The organism is Rhodococcus sp. 2G (genome assembly GCF_001886355.1).
In the GTDB taxonomy this organism is placed as follows: domain Bacteria; phylum Actinomycetota; class Actinomycetes; order Mycobacteriales; family Mycobacteriaceae; genus Rhodococcus; species Rhodococcus pyridinivorans.
Genome location: NZ_CP018063.1, coordinates 3,644,798 through 3,660,000, shown reverse-complemented (window position 1 = coordinate 3,660,000; position 15,203 = coordinate 3,644,798). Strand labels below are relative to the sequence as shown.

The window sequence follows — 15,203 nt, the reverse complement described above, 5'->3', positions numbered from 1 at the left end:
AGTCTCCTATTCGGCGACGCTCTTGCGCCCCACCAGGAGAGCAGAAAGCGGTCGGAACGGCTGCAGCCAGGCACCCTCGTCGGGCAGCGATTCCAGGCTGACGCGGGGCAGCGGTTCGCGGAACACACCGGGAATGTCCTCGAGATCGAGGAACTGGATGATCTCGGAGGTCACCGCCCAGCTGGCGTGCTCGCGGAAACCGAGCACCTGGGTCGCGATGCCCTCCTGTGCGAGCCGCTCGAGGGGTTCACGGAACGCCTGCCCGTCGGCGGAGGCCACCATGACACCCGCGAGACCTTCCCGGTGCCTCAGCTCGATGTGGTCCAGCATGTCGGAGTCGACATCGCTGTCCTCGTCGATCTTCGGTTTGGCGAACACCGCGAAGCCCACATTACGCAAGGCCTCGACCCAGGGGCGGACGACGTCCGCGCTGCCGGGGGCGATATTGGTGAACACCGTGGCTTCGGGTTCGAGGGTCGCGGAGTGCAGACGCGACAGTTCGGCGGTGCGTCCGAGCAGCCACCGGCCGAGAGCGTCGAAGCGCGGGCGGTAGGCCGCGGTGGGCCGGCCGCCGAGGATCGCGCCGAGGCCCATGTCGAGGTTGGGTGCGTCCCAGACGAGCAGGACCTTTCGGACCGGCTCGACACCGTCGATCGCGGAGGGGTCGGTCACGCCGGGAAGCTCTTCATGGACACTCATGCTCCGATCTTCCCCCAGACGAACTCGTTGATAGCGCTACCCACCTGGTGTGCCTTGTCCTCGAACTTGGTGACGGGGCGTTCGAGGCTGATCGGGGAGGTGCCGGTGAAGCGGGCGAGGCGCGGTTCGGCATCGCCCACCTCGGCGATGGCCTCGGCGTAATCGGCGTGGTCGGTGGCCACGTGCAGCACTCCACCGGGCTTCAATCGGTCGGCGATCAGGGCGAACGTCGGGGCCTGCAGGAGTCGGCGCTTGTGGTGGCGGGCCTTGGGCCACGGATCCGGGAAGAACACCCGCACGCCGGTGAGTGACGCGGTGGTCAGCATCTTCTCGAGCACCTCGACGGCGTCGCCGCGCAGGATCCGCAGGTTCCGGATCGGTGCGTCGGTGTTGCAGCTGCGTTCGATGTTCTGCAGTGTCTGGGCGATGCCGGGCTTGTAGACCTCCACGGCGATGAGGTTCACCTCGGGCTCGGCTTGGGCCATAGCGACCGCGGCGGTTCCTGTTCCGGATCCGATCTCGAGGACGAGGGGCGCGGAGCGACCGAACCAGGCGTCGACGTCGAGCGGTTCGTCGCCGACTTCCTTGCCGAGTTCGGGCCAACGACGGTCCCAGCACTGCTGCTGGGGGTCGGTCAGCGATCCACGGCGGGACCGGAAACTCGTCACCCTAGGGTATAGGCGGTTCCCGCGGGTCGGGCGCTCCTCGAGCGTCTCGGTGGTGTGCTGATCGGCTTCGTTCACCGGTCCATTGTCGCGTATTCCGAGAGTGTGTGGCGGGAGTGACCTGAGTGGCCACAGTGTTTTCTCAGGGAAGCATTCGTTCGGCTGCCTGTCAGCGATCTCTCTGCGACAATTTCCGCCGACGATCGGGGGATCATGACGGGGGAGTTGTGGCACCACCTCGCCGCGCAGGTCGAACAACTGGATGCGCAGGCAGGGCGGTTGATTCGCAGGGCGCTGACCGAGCATACGGCCGCGCTGCGGGTGCAGGTCGCGGGGCGGGCCGGGACCGGCCGGGAGAGCGTCGAGACGCAGGTACGCGAACTGCTGCTGCGCAGGGTCGATATCGAGGGTGGGCAGGTAGACGCGGCCGTGGGCGGAGTGGCAGTGGACACGCCGGACGGTCCCGACCCGGTCCTCGACGGTGACGTCGTCGTCTACGTCGTGCCGCGTCGTCTCGACCCGGCCGTCGCCCATCCGGCCGACCGCGCCGCGCTGACGGCCGTGGATCCTTGTCGCCTCGTCCTCGTGGTGACGGGTGGGACGGATGACAGCGAGTGCGCTCTCGTCGCGCGTGCGACGGGGGTGCCGCCGGATCAGGTGGTCGCGGTCCGCGATGAGGAACTGCTCGGGGAACGGCTCGCCGCGCGTGCGGTCGTGGCGCGCCGCCTACGTGACGAGGAGCTCGCCCGGGTCGTGGCGGGTGTCCCGGCGGCACCGCAGGTGCGCGAACTCGTCGAACAGACACTCGACCTGGTCGGGCTGGACCCGATGGAGTCCGTCGCCGCGGGACTGCGGTGACACCGCCGAGCGGACTCGTGGATCCGGCCGACGACGTCCTGCGCCGATGGAACCCGCGCGGATGGATGGGACTGCACCGGCCGGCCGCGACCGGCGTGCGGGTCGTCGGAGTGCCCGGTTCCGGCGCCGGCACGCTGGCAGCGGAGCTACGACCTCTGGGCGGGCTGGACATCACGGACGATGGCCGCGCCGTCACCCTCGTGGTGTTCGACCCGTCGGCGACGATCGGCCGCACCGAACTCGACCTCGTCCGCTCGGCGGCAGCCGAGTCGATCGAGGTCGTCTGCGCACTGACGGGCATCGACCGCTTTCCCGACTGGCGTGCGGTCCGCGACGCCGACGTCGAGATCCTGCAGCGGCACGCATCCTGGCTGCCGAGGGTCGTGGTCCTGCCCGTGAGCGCCGCGGCCGCTCGGCGGGCACGCGAACTCGAGGACGACGCGAGCGAGGCGGTCCGGCAGACCCTGCTCACCGCGTCCGGACTCGTCGAACTGCGGGACGTCCTGGCCGCCACGGTCCGGTCGTCGCACGACCCGCGACGAGCACGCGCCGCGGTCGTCGCCGCCACCCGGCCGATGATCGAGGAGGAGATCGGACGACTGAGCGCGGAGGACGAGGAAGGGGGCCTGCGTGCGGAGCGCTCCCGCCTCACCGCCGCAGCACCACCCGCGACCTCCGGCCCCGACCTGCGCCGGCTGCAGGTGACGCTGTTGCAGGAGGTCGCGATGCGCGTGCGGGCGGCGTCCACCGCCGCGGGCGAGGTGCTCGAGACCGCGGACGCGGATGCGGTGGTCACGACGATCGACACCCACGTCGACGACCTGTGTGCGCGGCTCACCGACGAGACGGCCCGGATCGCACCGGGCACTCCGGCGCCGGAACCCACGCGCACGGCCCGCCCACCGCAGACCGCGCGGTCGATGGAGGACACGCTGACGGTGGTCTTCGGTGCGTCGGCAGGCGCGGGTCTCGGCAGACTGCTCCTCACCCCGTTCGGGGACCTGCCGGGCTGGATGTCGCTGGTGGTCGCGATCGCGTGCGCGGTTCCGGCCGCCGGATGGCTGATGCGGATCCGTAGGCGAATCGCCTACCGCGACCGGATGCGGCGGTGGATCGCCGACGAGCTCGCGACCGTACGGGCGGAACTCGACACCTGGATCCGCACCCGCATCCACGAGACGGAACTGCAGTCCACCGCGCTCGCGGTCGCTGCGCGCGACCGGCACGCGACCCGCGTGCGGGAACGCGTCGCCGCGATCGACGCGGAGATCACCCGTCGCCGGGGCGAGCGGCGTGCGCGCACCGCCGCGTGCGAACGCGACCTGGCGGCACTCGGACACATCCCGGAACCGCAAGGTGCCGGGGTGCGTCCAACCGGATAGGAGCGATCCGGCGCGTGCCGGGTCGGAAAGGGGAGACGATGGCCGAATTCGCCGGCTCGGGTGGCACACCCCAGCCGTTCACCGATCCCTTCGATCCGTCCGGGTTCGATCCGTCCGAGTTGGCCGCCTGGGCCGACGAGCTCGCCCCGACGACCGACCTCGACGGTGACGGCGCCGCCGAGACGGTCGTCGCCGATACCGAGCACTGGGGAGTCGGTGGCGACTGGGGCGACGGTCTGGTGGTGGCCACCGACACCGATCTCGACGGCAGCAGTGATCGCCTCTCGGTGATCGCGGACGACGGCCGTTACGGCGTGTGGGAATACTGTCGCGAGCTCGACGGATCGGGTCGGTGGAGTCGACTGGACACAGGTAGCCTTGAATACGACGTACACCACGGAGAAGAGTCGAAGTGATTCATATCCGGCTGCGCAGCAGGGGGAGGGGACGGTATTGTGCGCAAGTTCTGAATCGTTTCTGTGAGATTTCCGACCGGCCCCGAGTGACGCCGGTCGGCATTCCGACGTTAACCTCTATGAAAAGGACATCCGGCGCCTACTTCGCCTGTTCGGCCACGGACGAAGTAGGCGGTACCCCTGCCGAGAGGGGCAAGCCCGGGTCTGCCCTCGTCCGCACAGAAGAACGTGCAGGTCGGAGGTGGGATCCCGGTTCCGGGCACACCCCAGGAGAGTTTTGATGACCTCAGCGACCATTCCCGGTTTGAACGGTACCGACGACAAGCTCCCGACCCAGCATGCCGAGTTGCTTGCCTGGGTCCAGGAGATTGCCGAGCTCACCCAGCCCGATCGTGTCGTATGGGCCGACGGATCCGATGAGGAATGGGATCGTCTGACCTCTCAGCTGGTCGAGGCAGGCACCTTCACGCGTCTGAACGACGAGAAGAAGCCGAACTCGTTCCTGGCCAATTCCGATCCGTCGGACGTCGCACGCGTCGAGTCGCGCACCTTCATCTGCTCGAAGAACGAGATCGACGCGGGCCCGACCAACAACTGGGTCGACCCCGACGAGATGCGTGCCACGATGACCGAGCTGTACCGCGGCAGCATGCGCGGACGCACCCTCTTCGTCGTGCCCTTCTGCATGGGCCCGCTCGGAGCCGAGGACCCGAAGCTCGGCGTCGAGCTGACCGACTCGGAGTACGTCGTCGTCTCGATGCGCATCATGACCCGCATGGGCAGCGCGGCTCTCGAGAAGCTCGGCACCGACCGTCCGTTCGTCAAGGCGCTGCACTCCGTGGGTGCGCCGCTCGAGGCCGGTCAGCAGGATGTCCCGTGGCCGTGCAACGACACGAAGTACATCACCCACTTCCCCGAGACTCGTGAGATCTGGAGCTTCGGCTCCGGCTACGGCGGCAACGCCCTGCTCGGCAAGAAGTGCTACTCGCTGCGCATCGCGTCGGCCATGGCGCACGACGAGGGCTGGCTGGCCGAGCACATGCTGATCCTCAAGCTGATCTCGCCCGAGGAGAAGGCCTACTACATCGCCGCGGCGTTCCCGTCGGCCTGTGGCAAGACCAACCTCGCGATGATCCAGCCGACCATTCCGGGCTGGCGTGCCGAGACCCTCGGCGACGACATCGCGTGGATGCGTTTCGGCAAGGACGGCCGTCTCTACGCCGTGAACCCCGAGTTCGGCTTCTTCGGCGTCGCGCCGGGCACCAGCGCCGACTCGAACCCGAACGCGATGGCGACCATCGAGGCGGGCAACACCATCTACACCAACGTCGCGAAGACCGACGACGGCGACATCTGGTGGGAGGGCATCGGCGGCGAGACCCCGGCGCACCTCACCGACTGGCTGGGCAACGACTGGACCCCCGAGTCCGGCACCAACGCCGCGCACCCGAACTCGCGTTACTGCACCCCGATGTCGCAGTGCCCGATCCTCGCCCCCGAGTGGGACGACCCGCAGGGTGTGCCGATCTCCGCGATCCTGTTCGGTGGCCGCCGCAAGACGACGGTGCCCCTCGTCAGCGAGTCCTTCGACTGGCAGCACGGCACCTTCCTCGGCGCGACCCTGTCGTCCGAGCAGACCGCCGCGGCAGAGGGCAAGGTCGGTAGCGTCCGTCGCGACCCGATGGCGATGCTGCCCTTCCTCGGCTACAACGCCGGCGACTACCTGAACCACTGGATCACGCTCGGCAAGAACGCCGACGAGGACAAGCTGCCGAAGATCTTCTACGTCAACTGGTTCCGTCGCGGCGACGACGGCCGCTTCCTGTGGCCCGGCTTCGGCGAGAACTCGCGCGTGCTCAAGTGGATCGTCGACCGCATCGAGCACAAGGCCGGCGCGCAGTCCACGCCGATCGGCTACGTGCCCAGCGCCGCCGACCTCACGCTCGACGGTCTCGATGTCGATCCCGCCGACGTCGACGAGGCCCTGAAGGTCGACGTCGAGGAGTGGAAGTCCGAGATCGACGGCATCGCCGAGTGGTTCGAGTTCCTCGGTGAGAAGGTGCCCTCGGGCATCCGCGACGAGTTCGAGGCCCTCAAGCAGCGCCTCGGCTGAGTCCGTACACGACGACGAATGCCGTTCCCGGTTTCCCGGGAACGGCATTCGCCGTCTGTGGGGTGAAATCCGGGAAATCGTTCACAGCGGACATCTCGGTTGTGCCACGCCGACCGGTGACGTAGTTCGACGATGCACTGCAACTACTTCCGTCGGCGAGCGGGTCGTCTCGTGCGTGGTTCGAGTCGTATCGGTCGGAAGTGTGCGGCACTGGTGGGGGCGACGGCGCTGGCCTGGGCGCTCCTGGCGGCGCCCGCCACCGCACAGAGCGAAGAGCAACTTCGTCGGCGGACGTCGTTCTTGGCGAGAAGACCACGGTGGCAGCGGCTTACGCGCTGGCAGTTGCCCCGGTACTCGGAACTTCCCCGAACGGCCCCGCCGCCGAGGCGCGGCGGCCGCCGGGTTCCGTGGGGTGTGGTCGTCGACGGCAACGACAACATCTGGGTTGCGAACTTCGCCGGCCGGGCCGTCTCCCAGTTCTGCGGCAGCAGGGCAGTCGCCTGCCGTCCCGGAACCGCCACGGGCGCACCGATCTCCCCGGACGTCACCGGCTACGGACTCGACGGCCTCGTGCGCAACACCGGCATCACGATCGACCAGGCCGGGAACGTGTGGGTGGCGAACAGTTGGAAGCAGATCCCGATCCAGACCAATCCCGGCGGCTCCGAGATGGTGGCCTTCGTCGGGGCCGCCGCGCCAGTGACGCCCTGAGCGTCACGCGTTCTGCGTTGCCGCCCACTCGTCGAGCCGTCGCTTCGCTTCCTCCGCGGGCACGTTCTCGACCCGCGTCATCACGGCCCACCGATGACCGAACGGATCGAGGATCGACGCGAACCGGTCGCCGGTGACGAAGGTCGACGGTTCCTCGAACACCCGGGCACCGAGGGCGACGGCCCGCGCGAACACGGCGTCGGCGTCCGCGCAGTACAGCACGTACGAATGGTCGACGTCGTTCGTTCCGCTCGGCGCGTGCAGGCCGATGCCGGGATGGGGATCGCTCAATTGCAGTCGGCCGTTGTCGAAGTCGAGCTCTGCGTGCATCACCGTCCCGTCGGGGCCGTCCATCCGCTCGACGACGGTCGCTCCGAACGCGTCGCAGTAGAAGTCGATCGCGCGGGAGGCACCGTCGACGACGAGGAAGGGGGTGAGGGAGGTGTATCCCTCGGGGATGGGGTTCACCGATTTCGTCATGGCGCCAGTGTCGGACGCCGACCGTGCGCTCGTATTGAAGAAATCCGACCGGTGACGACCTAGGGGCGGAAGACCGCGCGCAGGCAGTCGTCCTCCTTGTTCTTGAACATCTCGTAGCCGCGTACCGCGTCGGTGAGCGGAAGGGCGTGCGTCATGAGCCAACTCGGGTCCAACCTGCTCTCGAGGACGTGTTCGAACAGGGTGGGCATGTACCGCTGGCCATGTTGCTGCGCCGTCCGCAGGGTCAAGCTCTTGTTCGTCAGCACCGCCATCGGGAACTTGTCGGTGACACCGTAGATGCCGAGCACCGACACGACTCCGCCCTTGCCGCAGGACAGGATCGCCTCGCGCAGGGAGGTCGCGCGGTCGCTCTCCATCCGCAGCGCCTGCTTGACCTTGTCGTAGGCCTGCATGACGCCGGTTCCGTGACCCTCCATGCCCACAGCGTCGATGCAGGCGTCCGGTCCGCGTCCGCCGGTGCTCTCGCGGAGCGTCTCGTAGACGCTGTCGACCTCGGCGTAGTCCACGGTTTCGGCGCCGACCTTCTTCGCGGCGCGGTCGAGGCGGTCTCGGAAACGGTCGATCACGATCACCCTGTCGGCGCCCATGATCTTCGCGCTTGCCGCGGCCATGAGACCGACGGCGCCGGCGCCCCAGACCGCCACGGTGTCGCCCGGGGTGATGTCGCAGAAGTCGGCGCCCATGTAGCCCGTCGGTACCGCGTCCGACAGGAACAGGGCCTGTTCGTCGCCGACACCGTCGGGGATCTGGAAGCAGTTGACGTCGCCGAAGGGCACGCGGATGTACTCGGCGTGCGAACCCTGGTACCCGCCGAAGGGATGGGTGTAGCCGTAGATTCCGCCGGTGGGATAGCCCAGCACGGGTTGCTGCATCGCGGCGTTCGCGTTGGTGGTGTCGCACACCGCGTGCAGGCCGTCGGCGCAGTACGGGCACTTCCCGCATCCGATGAACGACGGCACGACCACCCGGTCGCCGACCCGCACGTTCGTCACCTCCGGGCCGGTGTCGACGATCTCGCCCATGAACTCGTGGCCGATCACGTCGCCCTCCCGCATCCCCGGCAGGTACCCGCCGAGGAAGTGCAGATCGGACCCGCAGGTCGTGGTGAGGCGGACCGCCACGATCACGTCGTGCGGGTTGACCAGGCCGGGATCGTCGACCGTCTCCACCGACAACTCGTTCACCCCCATCCAGCACAGGGCTCGCATCACGCGTCTCCTTCCGATTCACGGGCACTCGGACTGCCCTGCAGGGTGGGGATCTCACCGGTCTGCATGAGAGCCCGCGCACGGTAGAGCGCAGTGAAGGTCAGGGCGCCGGTGACGAGATCGGGGACGGGAACCTCGGCGCGCAGGGTCATCTCGGTGCCGCCCCGGGGCGCGTCGGACACCGCGAGCACTACGCGCGGACCCGGGGTGTCCGCGTCGTCCTCGCCGACGAACGCGAGTCCTTCCGAGGTGACGTCGACGCGGGTGTCCCAGGTCGTCGTCCCGCCGGGGCTCTCCCAGGTCCAGCGCAGCCGGTTCGCTTCGACCGTCTCCACCCGGACGTGGTCGCCGAAGACTCTGCTCAGGTTCTCGGGATCGCGCCAGAACTGCATGACCTGTGCGCGCGGAGCCGCGACGGTCACCGTCTGCGGTTTCCGAGCGTCGACGGGCCGGTCGACGGCGCGCCGGACGAATCCGCCCACCGAGCGACCGGCGTCGTCGATCGCCCTGTTCGCGTTCTCCACGACTCGGCTCGCGTTCTGCACGACTCTGTTGAAGTCGACCACGGTCGTCTCCTTGCTCGGATGCTCGGATGCTCGGGTCGGTGTTCGGTGTTCGGTCTAGTCAGGGTCTTCCACGTTTCGGCGTCTGTTCGGCGACACCGTGCCGTAGCGGGGGGTGATCGTCCACTGTGCTTCGTCGAGTGCACGGATCCTCGGCGCGAGCGTGCCCGGCGCCAGTTCGTCGTAATCGGGGACGGGAAGATCGTGGTGACTCATATGGTCGGCTACCCGTGCTCGGTGGCCGGGCAAACCCGGTCGAGCCGGTCCGAAATCTCGCGGGGCACGAACCCGTCGAGGCCGGGCCGGGCGACGACACGCCGACTCGCCGGGGAATAACGACGGCGTACGGATACGTTCGTACATCGATGGGCCCGCCGAGTCGTCCGATGACGGCGAAATGGTGCAATAGACCGAGACCGCGACCCGAGCCGCCGTGTGTGGCCATGAGGAGGATCGAGCATGAGCAGGATCTACGACAACGTCACCGAGCTGGTCGGACGGACCCCGATCGTCAAGCTCAACCGTCTGACCGAGGGAGCCGGCGCCACCGTCGCCGCGAAGCTCGAGTTCTACAACCCGGCGAACAGCGTCAAGGATCGCATCGGTGTCGCGATCATCGACGCGGCCGAGAAGTCCGGTGAGCTGAAGCCCGGCGGCACGATCGTGGAGGGCACCTCCGGCAACACCGGCATCGCGCTCGCCATGGTCGGCGCTGCGCGCGGTTACAAGGTCATCCTCACGATGCCCGAGACGATGTCCACCGAGCGTCGCGTCATGCTCCGCGCCTACGGCGCCGAGATCGTCCTCACCCCGGGTTCCGAGGGCATGAAGGGTGCCGTCGCGAAGGCCGAGGAGATCGTGGCGAACACCGAGAACGCGATCCTCGCCCGCCAGTTCGGCAACCCCGCGAACCCGGAGATCCACTACAACACCACCGGTGAGGAGATCTGGAAGGACACCGCCGGTGAGGTCGACATCTTCGTGGCCGGAATCGGTACGGGTGGCACCATCACGGGCGCGGGTCGCAGGCTCAAGGAGTACAAGCCGGACGTGAAGGTCGTCGGTGTCGAGCCGGTCGACTCTCCGATCCTCAACGGTGGCGAGCCCGGACCGCACAAGATCCAGGGCATCGGCGCGAACTTCGTGCCCGACGTGCTCGACCGCGAGATCTACGACGAGATCGTCGACGTCTCGTTCGAGGATTCGATCCGTGTCGCGCGCGATCTGGGCACCCAGGAAGGCATCCTCGGTGGCATCTCGTCGGGTGCGATCGTCTGGGCGGCCCTCGAGTTGGCGAAGCGCCCCGAGAACGCCGGCAAGCTGATCGTCGCCGTCGTCTGCGACTTCGGTGAGCGGTACATCTCCACCCCGCTCTTCGAGCACATCCGGGACTGATCGCCGTCGTGGGAATCCTGCACACTCTCCGGGAGGATCTGCAGTCGGCGCGCGGCCACGATCCGGCCGCGCGCAGCGACGCGGAGAACGCCATCGTCTATTCGGGGCTGCACGCGATCTGGTCGCACCGCATCGCGCACCGGATGTGGCAGGTGCCCGCCCTGAAGGGACCTGCGCGGATCCTCGCGCAGTTCACCCGGTTCCTCACCGGCATCGAGATCCACCCCGGCGCGACCATCGGCCGGCGCTTCTTCATCGACCACGGCATGGGCGTGGTCATCGGTGAGACGGCCGAGATCGGCGACGACGTGATGCTCTACCACGGCGTGACGCTCGGCGGCCGGTCGCTGGCGAAGGAAAAGCGTCATCCGACGCTGGGCAACCGGGTCACCGTCGGGGCGGGGGCGAAGATCCTCGGCCCGGTGGTGATCGGGGACGACAGCGCGATCGGCGCCAACGCCGTGGTCACCCACGACGTGCCGGCGGATTCGATCGCAACGGGTATCCCCGCGACCGTCCGGTCCCGCAAGAAGCACGAACCGCTCGTGGATCCGACGACGTACATCGATCCCGCGATGTACATCTGAGGTCGCGTCCTCCCGAAACACGAAAGAGGGGAGGATATGTGCGAGTTCTCCGTCGAGAACGCACATATCCTCCCCTTTTTCCGGGATCAGCCCTCGTAACCGAGCGGGTACAGCACCGACTTGGTTTCGCAGTACGCCTCGACGCCCTCGGGACCGTTCTCGCGGCCGATACCGGAGTTCTTGTAGCCGCCGAACGGTGAACCCGGATCGAATGCGTACCAGTTGATTCCGTACGTGCCGGTGCGCACGCGCGAGGCGATCTCGAGGCCCTTCTCGACGTCGGTGGTGTACACCGAACCGGCCAGGCCGTAGTCGGAATCGTTGGCGATCTTCACGGCCTCGTCGACGCTGTCGTAGGGAATCACGCAGATGACAGGTCCGAAGATCTCCTCGCGGGCGATGGTCATGGAGTTGTCGACGTCGGCGAAGATCGTCGGTTCGACGAAGTAGCCCGTCTCGATGCCCTCGGGGCGACCACCGCCGAGCACGAGACGCGCGCCTTCCTCCTTGCCCTTGGCGATGTAGGACTCGACGCGATCGCGCTGCTTCGCGGAGATCAGCGGCCCGAGTTGTGCGCCTTCGGTATCGGGCAGTCCGACGGGGAAGAAGGCCGCGGTCGCGGTCATCTTCTCGATCACCTCGTCGTAGCGCGACCGCGGCGCGAGGACGCGGGTCTGCCCGACGCAGGCCTGACCGGTGTTCATCAGGCCGGACATCACCAGCATCGGCATCGTCGAGTCGAGGTCGGCGTCCTCGAGGATGATCGCTGCCGACTTGCCGCCGAGTTCGAGTGAGCAGCGCTTGAGTCCGCGCGCGGCGATCTCACCGATGTGACGACCCACGGCCGTCGAACCGGTGAAGGTGATCTTGTCGACGTCGGGGTGCGAGACCAGGTACTCGCCGGTCTCGGCGCCGCCGGGCACGAGTGAGAGGACGCCCTCGGGAAGTCCTGCCTCCGTGAAGATCTCGGCGAGGACGTTCGTCGTCAGCGGCGATTCGGGAGCGGGCTTGAGGACCACCGTGCATCCGGCGAGCAGGGCGGGTCCGAGTTTGTTGAGCATCAGGAACAGCGGCACGTTCCACGCGATGACGGCGGCGACGACGCCGACGGGTTCGCGGCTGACGCGGCTGCGACCGAACAGGCCGGTGCGCTCCTCGGTCCACGGGAACGAATCGGCAAGCCCCGCATAGTAGTCGAGTGTGGCCAGGCCCGACGTCAGCTGCATCATCTCGACCGAGGCCGGCGGCTGGCCCATCTCCGCGGTGAGCGAGGCGCCGATCTCCGCACGACGCTCCTCGATGAGCTTTGCTGCCTTGCCGAGGATCTCGGCGCGCTCGCTCGGGGTGGTGCGCGACCACGGGCCTTCGTCGAAGGCCGTGCGGGCGGCGGACACCGCGGCATCGATGTCCTGCGGTCCCGCGACGGGCACGGAACCGACGCGCTCTTCCGTGGCGGGGGAGAACACCTCGAGTCTCTCGTCGGTCGACGGTGCCACCCATCGGCCGCCGATGAACAACTTGTCGTAGTCGGTCATGTCGCTTCCTCACCTGGCTGTGCTCGTGTATCGGCCGCATTCGTGTGACCTCGAACACTAGAACACGTTACAACTATTGACCAGGGGGTGACCAGACCGGACGGGACGGGAAGGCTCGATCCCCGAGATGGCAGCGACGGTGCAGGAGCCGAATCTCCTGCTCGAACTCGGGAACGGGCCCGTCGACGACGGCCTCCGGCACGACCTCGCGGATCGGCAGCGGACGGACCGGTGCCGGCGGCACGCCCATCTCGCCGAGCCACCGGACCAGTTGCTCGGAGGACGCCGCGTAGACGATCCGCCCCAGGCCCACCCAGCCGTGCGCGGCCGCGCACATCGGGCAGTGCTCACCGGAGGTGTAGACGGTGGCGGTGGCACGCCGGTCGGGTTCGAGATGTTCGGCCGCCCACCGCGCGAGCGCGAACTCGGGATGCCGGGTGCGGTCGCCGCCGGCGATGCGGTTGCGGTCCTCGGCCAGGACCGTGCCGTCCGCGTCGACGAGCACCGACCCGAACGGCTCGTCACCTGCCGCGACCGCCTCCTCCGCGAGTTCGACGCACCGCCGCAGATGCTGCAGATCCGTGTCGTTCACCATGGACGTCTCCTTCCTCCCTCGACTGCACCGTAGGGCGGGGGAGGAGCCGGGTGGCGCGAATCGGCGACCGTCACCACACTGGAGGGTGCCCAACGGTCAGGAGACATGTCATGGCGGAGAACAATCCGTTCGGGTTCGACCCCGAAGATCTCGACCGCGTGGTGCGGGAAGCCGGTGAGGAACTGCGGGAACTGAAGGACCGTATCTTCTCCTTCCTCGAACCGCCGGTGGCGCCGACGCGCACGCAGCCGCGGCCCGAGACCACCGGTGAGAAGGGCGACGGCGTCTGGGTCGTCTACACCACCGAGGACGACGGCGTGGCCCGCGTCGACCAGGTCCATCGCACCGAACTCGACGCGCTGCGCACGCTCAAGGGCAACACCGACCCGCGACGCTCGGTGCGGTTCCTGCCCTACGGGATGAGCGTGAGCATCCTCGATCGCCCGAGCGCCACCGAGGGCGGTGCCGCAGAGGAGAGTGCCACCGGCGACACCGCTCCCGACGACGCCGCGACCGGCGAGAACTGATCAGTTCTAGCCACCATCGTGGATGTAGGAGGCGAGCTGGTCGCGTTCGGTCTGTAGTTCGTCGATGCGGCTCTTGACCACGTCGCCGATACTGACGATCCCCACCAGCCGAGCGTCCACCACGACCGGTAGGTGCCGGATCCGCTGTTCGGTCATGGTCTCGGCGAGACTGTCGACCGAATCGGTGGGCAGGCAGGTCGTCACCGTCCGCGACATCAGTTCGTGTGCCGGGGCGGCGAGGATCGACGGTCCGCGTTCGTGCAGGGCGCGTACGACGTCGCGTTCGGTGACGATCCCGGCGACGGTCTTGCCCTCGCACACCACCATCGCGCCGATGTTGAACCGCGCGAAGTCGCCGATGAGCTCGCACACCGTGGTGTCGGGCTCGACCGTGTGCACCGCCGAGCCCTTGTTCCGCACAATGTCAGCAATCCGCATCCGGTACCGCCGATCTGCTCGCAGAGCATCCCGGCGGCCCCTCACCGGTTTCCGCCGGGACTCCGATGTGGTCCTCAGGGTAGGCCGGAAAACCGGGTGTGCCCGGTCAGGTTATCCAGTCGTGACCTGCGGCGACGATCGATGCGCCGGTGAGGGTGCCCAGTGCGCCGAGTTCGGCGGGGACGATCTGCAGGTCCTGCACGAACCGTAGGCGGGCGTGCCGGGCCGCCGACGCGAGCATCGGCCGCCACAGGTGCCCGCCCGATTGCGCGAAGCCGCCGCCGACGACCACGCGTCCCACATCCGTCAGTGCTGCTGCCGACGCGATGACCTGGCCCAGTGCCGTCCCGGCCCGTTCGAGGGCCGCGGCGGCGACGCCGACCCCGGCCTCGGCGTCCGTGGCCAGCGCGACACCGTCGGGGCCTTCCCAGCCGTGGGCACGGGCCCAGCGCACCGCCGACGGGCCGCTCGCCACGGTCTCGATGCAGCCGACGCCTCCGCACGCGCACACCGTCGTGCCGTAGGGCGAGACGACGTGCCCGATGTGGCCGGCGTTTCCGGTGCGGCCGCGCACGATCCGGCCGCCGAGCACGAGACCGCCGCCGATGCCGGTGCCGAGCACGACCCCGAGCAGGTCGGCGACATCGCGTCCGGCACCGAAGCGCTGTTCGGCGAGGGTCGCGGCCGCGCCGTCCATCACCGGATCGACGCGGGCGTCGGGGAACACCGAACGCACGGCGTCGACGAGTGCGAAGCCGGAGCTCCACTCGGAGATGTTGATCGGGCCGATCGTCCCGGCGTTCGTGTCGACCGGTCCTGCCGCGGCGATACCCACGGCGGTCACCGGTCCCCCGCCGATCTCCGCGACCTCCCGCAACAGTCCCGCGCACGCGCCCCACACGTCCTTCCGGGGAACCGGCACGGATCGGGCTTCGAGCGGGGTGCCGTCGTCGGCGGCGACGGCCGCGGCGAGCTTGGTGCCGCCGACGTCCAGGGCCAATGCGGTCATG

17 protein-coding genes are annotated in these 15,203 nt (G+C 68.4%); 8 read left to right on the top strand and 9 right to left on the bottom strand.

The window, feature by feature from the left end; all coding sequences use genetic code 11:
- Positions 1–6: 6 nt before the first annotated feature.
- Positions 7–699, bottom strand: a complete 693-nt coding sequence (locus tag BO226_RS17065; RefSeq protein ID WP_006552699.1) for an NYN domain-containing protein — start codon at positions 697–699, stop codon at positions 7–9.
- On the bottom strand, positions 696–1,442 hold the full coding sequence (gene trmB, locus BO226_RS17060) for a tRNA (guanosine(46)-N7)-methyltransferase TrmB (protein ID WP_006552698.1): 747 nt from the start codon (positions 1,440–1,442) through the stop codon (positions 696–698). The genes BO226_RS17065 and trmB overlap by 4 nt, the downstream gene beginning before the upstream one ends.
- 135 nt (positions 1,443–1,577) lie before the next feature.
- Between trmB and BO226_RS17055 the strand changes: the two genes are divergently transcribed.
- From BO226_RS17055 to BO226_RS17030, 5 genes are all read left to right on the top strand, one after another.
- Positions 1,578–2,222, top strand: a complete 645-nt coding sequence (locus BO226_RS17055; protein ID WP_024102059.1) for a hypothetical protein — start codon at positions 1,578–1,580, stop codon at positions 2,220–2,222.
- Positions 2,219–3,604, top strand: a complete 1,386-nt coding sequence (locus BO226_RS17050) for a hypothetical protein (RefSeq protein WP_064256134.1) — start codon at positions 2,219–2,221, stop codon at positions 3,602–3,604. The genes BO226_RS17055 and BO226_RS17050 overlap by 4 nt, the downstream gene beginning before the upstream one ends.
- A gap of 38 nt (positions 3,605–3,642) precedes the next feature.
- Entirely contained in the window at positions 3,643–4,020 is a 378-nt protein-coding gene (locus BO226_RS17045; protein ID WP_006552695.1) for a DUF6802 family protein, read from the top strand.
- 280 nt (positions 4,021–4,300) lie between these two features.
- On the top strand, positions 4,301–6,133 hold the full coding sequence (locus BO226_RS17040; protein ID WP_006552694.1) for a phosphoenolpyruvate carboxykinase (GTP): 1,833 nt from the start codon (positions 4,301–4,303) through the stop codon (positions 6,131–6,133).
- A 342-nt stretch (positions 6,134–6,475) separates the two neighbouring features.
- Positions 6,476–6,844 (top strand): hypothetical protein, encoded by a 369-nt coding sequence (locus tag BO226_RS17030; RefSeq protein WP_232237982.1) that lies wholly within the window; start codon positions 6,476–6,478, stop codon positions 6,842–6,844.
- Positions 6,845–6,847: 3 nt separating this feature from the next.
- Here the strand turns inward: BO226_RS17030 and BO226_RS17025 are convergent, their stop codons facing one another.
- From BO226_RS17025 to BO226_RS17015, 3 genes are read right to left on the bottom strand one after another with little or no spacing between them, the layout of a single operon-like run.
- Positions 6,848–7,324, bottom strand: a complete 477-nt coding sequence (locus BO226_RS17025) for a VOC family protein (RefSeq protein WP_071935772.1) — start codon at positions 7,322–7,324, stop codon at positions 6,848–6,850.
- Positions 7,325–7,383: 59 nt separating this feature from the next.
- The gene (locus BO226_RS17020; RefSeq protein ID WP_071935771.1) at positions 7,384–8,553 is read right to left on the bottom strand and encodes a zinc-dependent alcohol dehydrogenase; all 1,170 of its coding nucleotides are present in this window, start codon (positions 8,551–8,553) and stop codon (positions 7,384–7,386) included.
- Entirely contained in the window at positions 8,553–9,119 is a 567-nt protein-coding gene (locus tag BO226_RS17015; protein WP_019290874.1) for an SRPBCC family protein, read from the bottom strand. The genes BO226_RS17020 and BO226_RS17015 overlap by 1 nt, the downstream gene beginning before the upstream one ends.
- Positions 9,120–9,575: 456 nt before the next feature.
- Here BO226_RS17015 and cysK point away from each other — a divergent pair, with 456 nt between their 5' ends.
- Entirely contained in the window at positions 9,576–10,511 is a 936-nt protein-coding gene (gene cysK, locus BO226_RS17010; RefSeq protein ID WP_060650337.1) for a cysteine synthase A, read from the top strand.
- 8 nt (positions 10,512–10,519) lie between these two features.
- The gene (gene epsC, locus BO226_RS17005; RefSeq protein ID WP_019290877.1) at positions 10,520–11,098 is read left to right on the top strand and encodes a serine O-acetyltransferase EpsC; all 579 of its coding nucleotides are present in this window, start codon (positions 10,520–10,522) and stop codon (positions 11,096–11,098) included.
- Positions 11,099–11,184: 86 nt separating this feature from the next.
- On the opposite strand, the gene BO226_RS17000 is transcribed toward epsC, so the two are convergent.
- Together BO226_RS17000 and BO226_RS16995 are read right to left on the bottom strand one after the other, a co-directional pair.
- Positions 11,185–12,633 (bottom strand): aldehyde dehydrogenase, encoded by a 1,449-nt coding sequence (locus BO226_RS17000; RefSeq protein ID WP_006552686.1) that lies wholly within the window; start codon positions 12,631–12,633, stop codon positions 11,185–11,187.
- A 73-nt stretch (positions 12,634–12,706) separates the two neighbouring features.
- Complete coding sequence (locus BO226_RS16995) at positions 12,707–13,228, bottom strand: nucleoside deaminase (protein WP_064256136.1); 522 nt, start codon at positions 13,226–13,228, stop codon at positions 12,707–12,709.
- A gap of 110 nt (positions 13,229–13,338) precedes the next feature.
- Here BO226_RS16995 and BO226_RS16990 point away from each other — a divergent pair, with 110 nt between their 5' ends.
- Positions 13,339–13,755, top strand: a complete 417-nt coding sequence (locus tag BO226_RS16990) for a hypothetical protein (RefSeq protein ID WP_006552684.1) — start codon at positions 13,339–13,341, stop codon at positions 13,753–13,755.
- A gap of 6 nt (positions 13,756–13,761) precedes the next feature.
- Here the strand turns inward: BO226_RS16990 and BO226_RS16985 are convergent, their stop codons facing one another.
- Positions 13,762–14,193 carry a CBS domain-containing protein gene (locus tag BO226_RS16985; protein ID WP_024102052.1) on the bottom strand — a complete coding sequence of 144 codons (432 nt, stop codon included), beginning with the start codon at positions 14,191–14,193 and terminating at the stop codon, positions 13,762–13,764.
- 106 nt (positions 14,194–14,299) lie between these two features.
- Complete coding sequence (locus tag BO226_RS16980) at positions 14,300–15,202, bottom strand: ROK family protein (protein ID WP_071935770.1); 903 nt, start codon at positions 15,200–15,202, stop codon at positions 14,300–14,302.
- Position 15,203 lies beyond the last annotated feature (1 nt).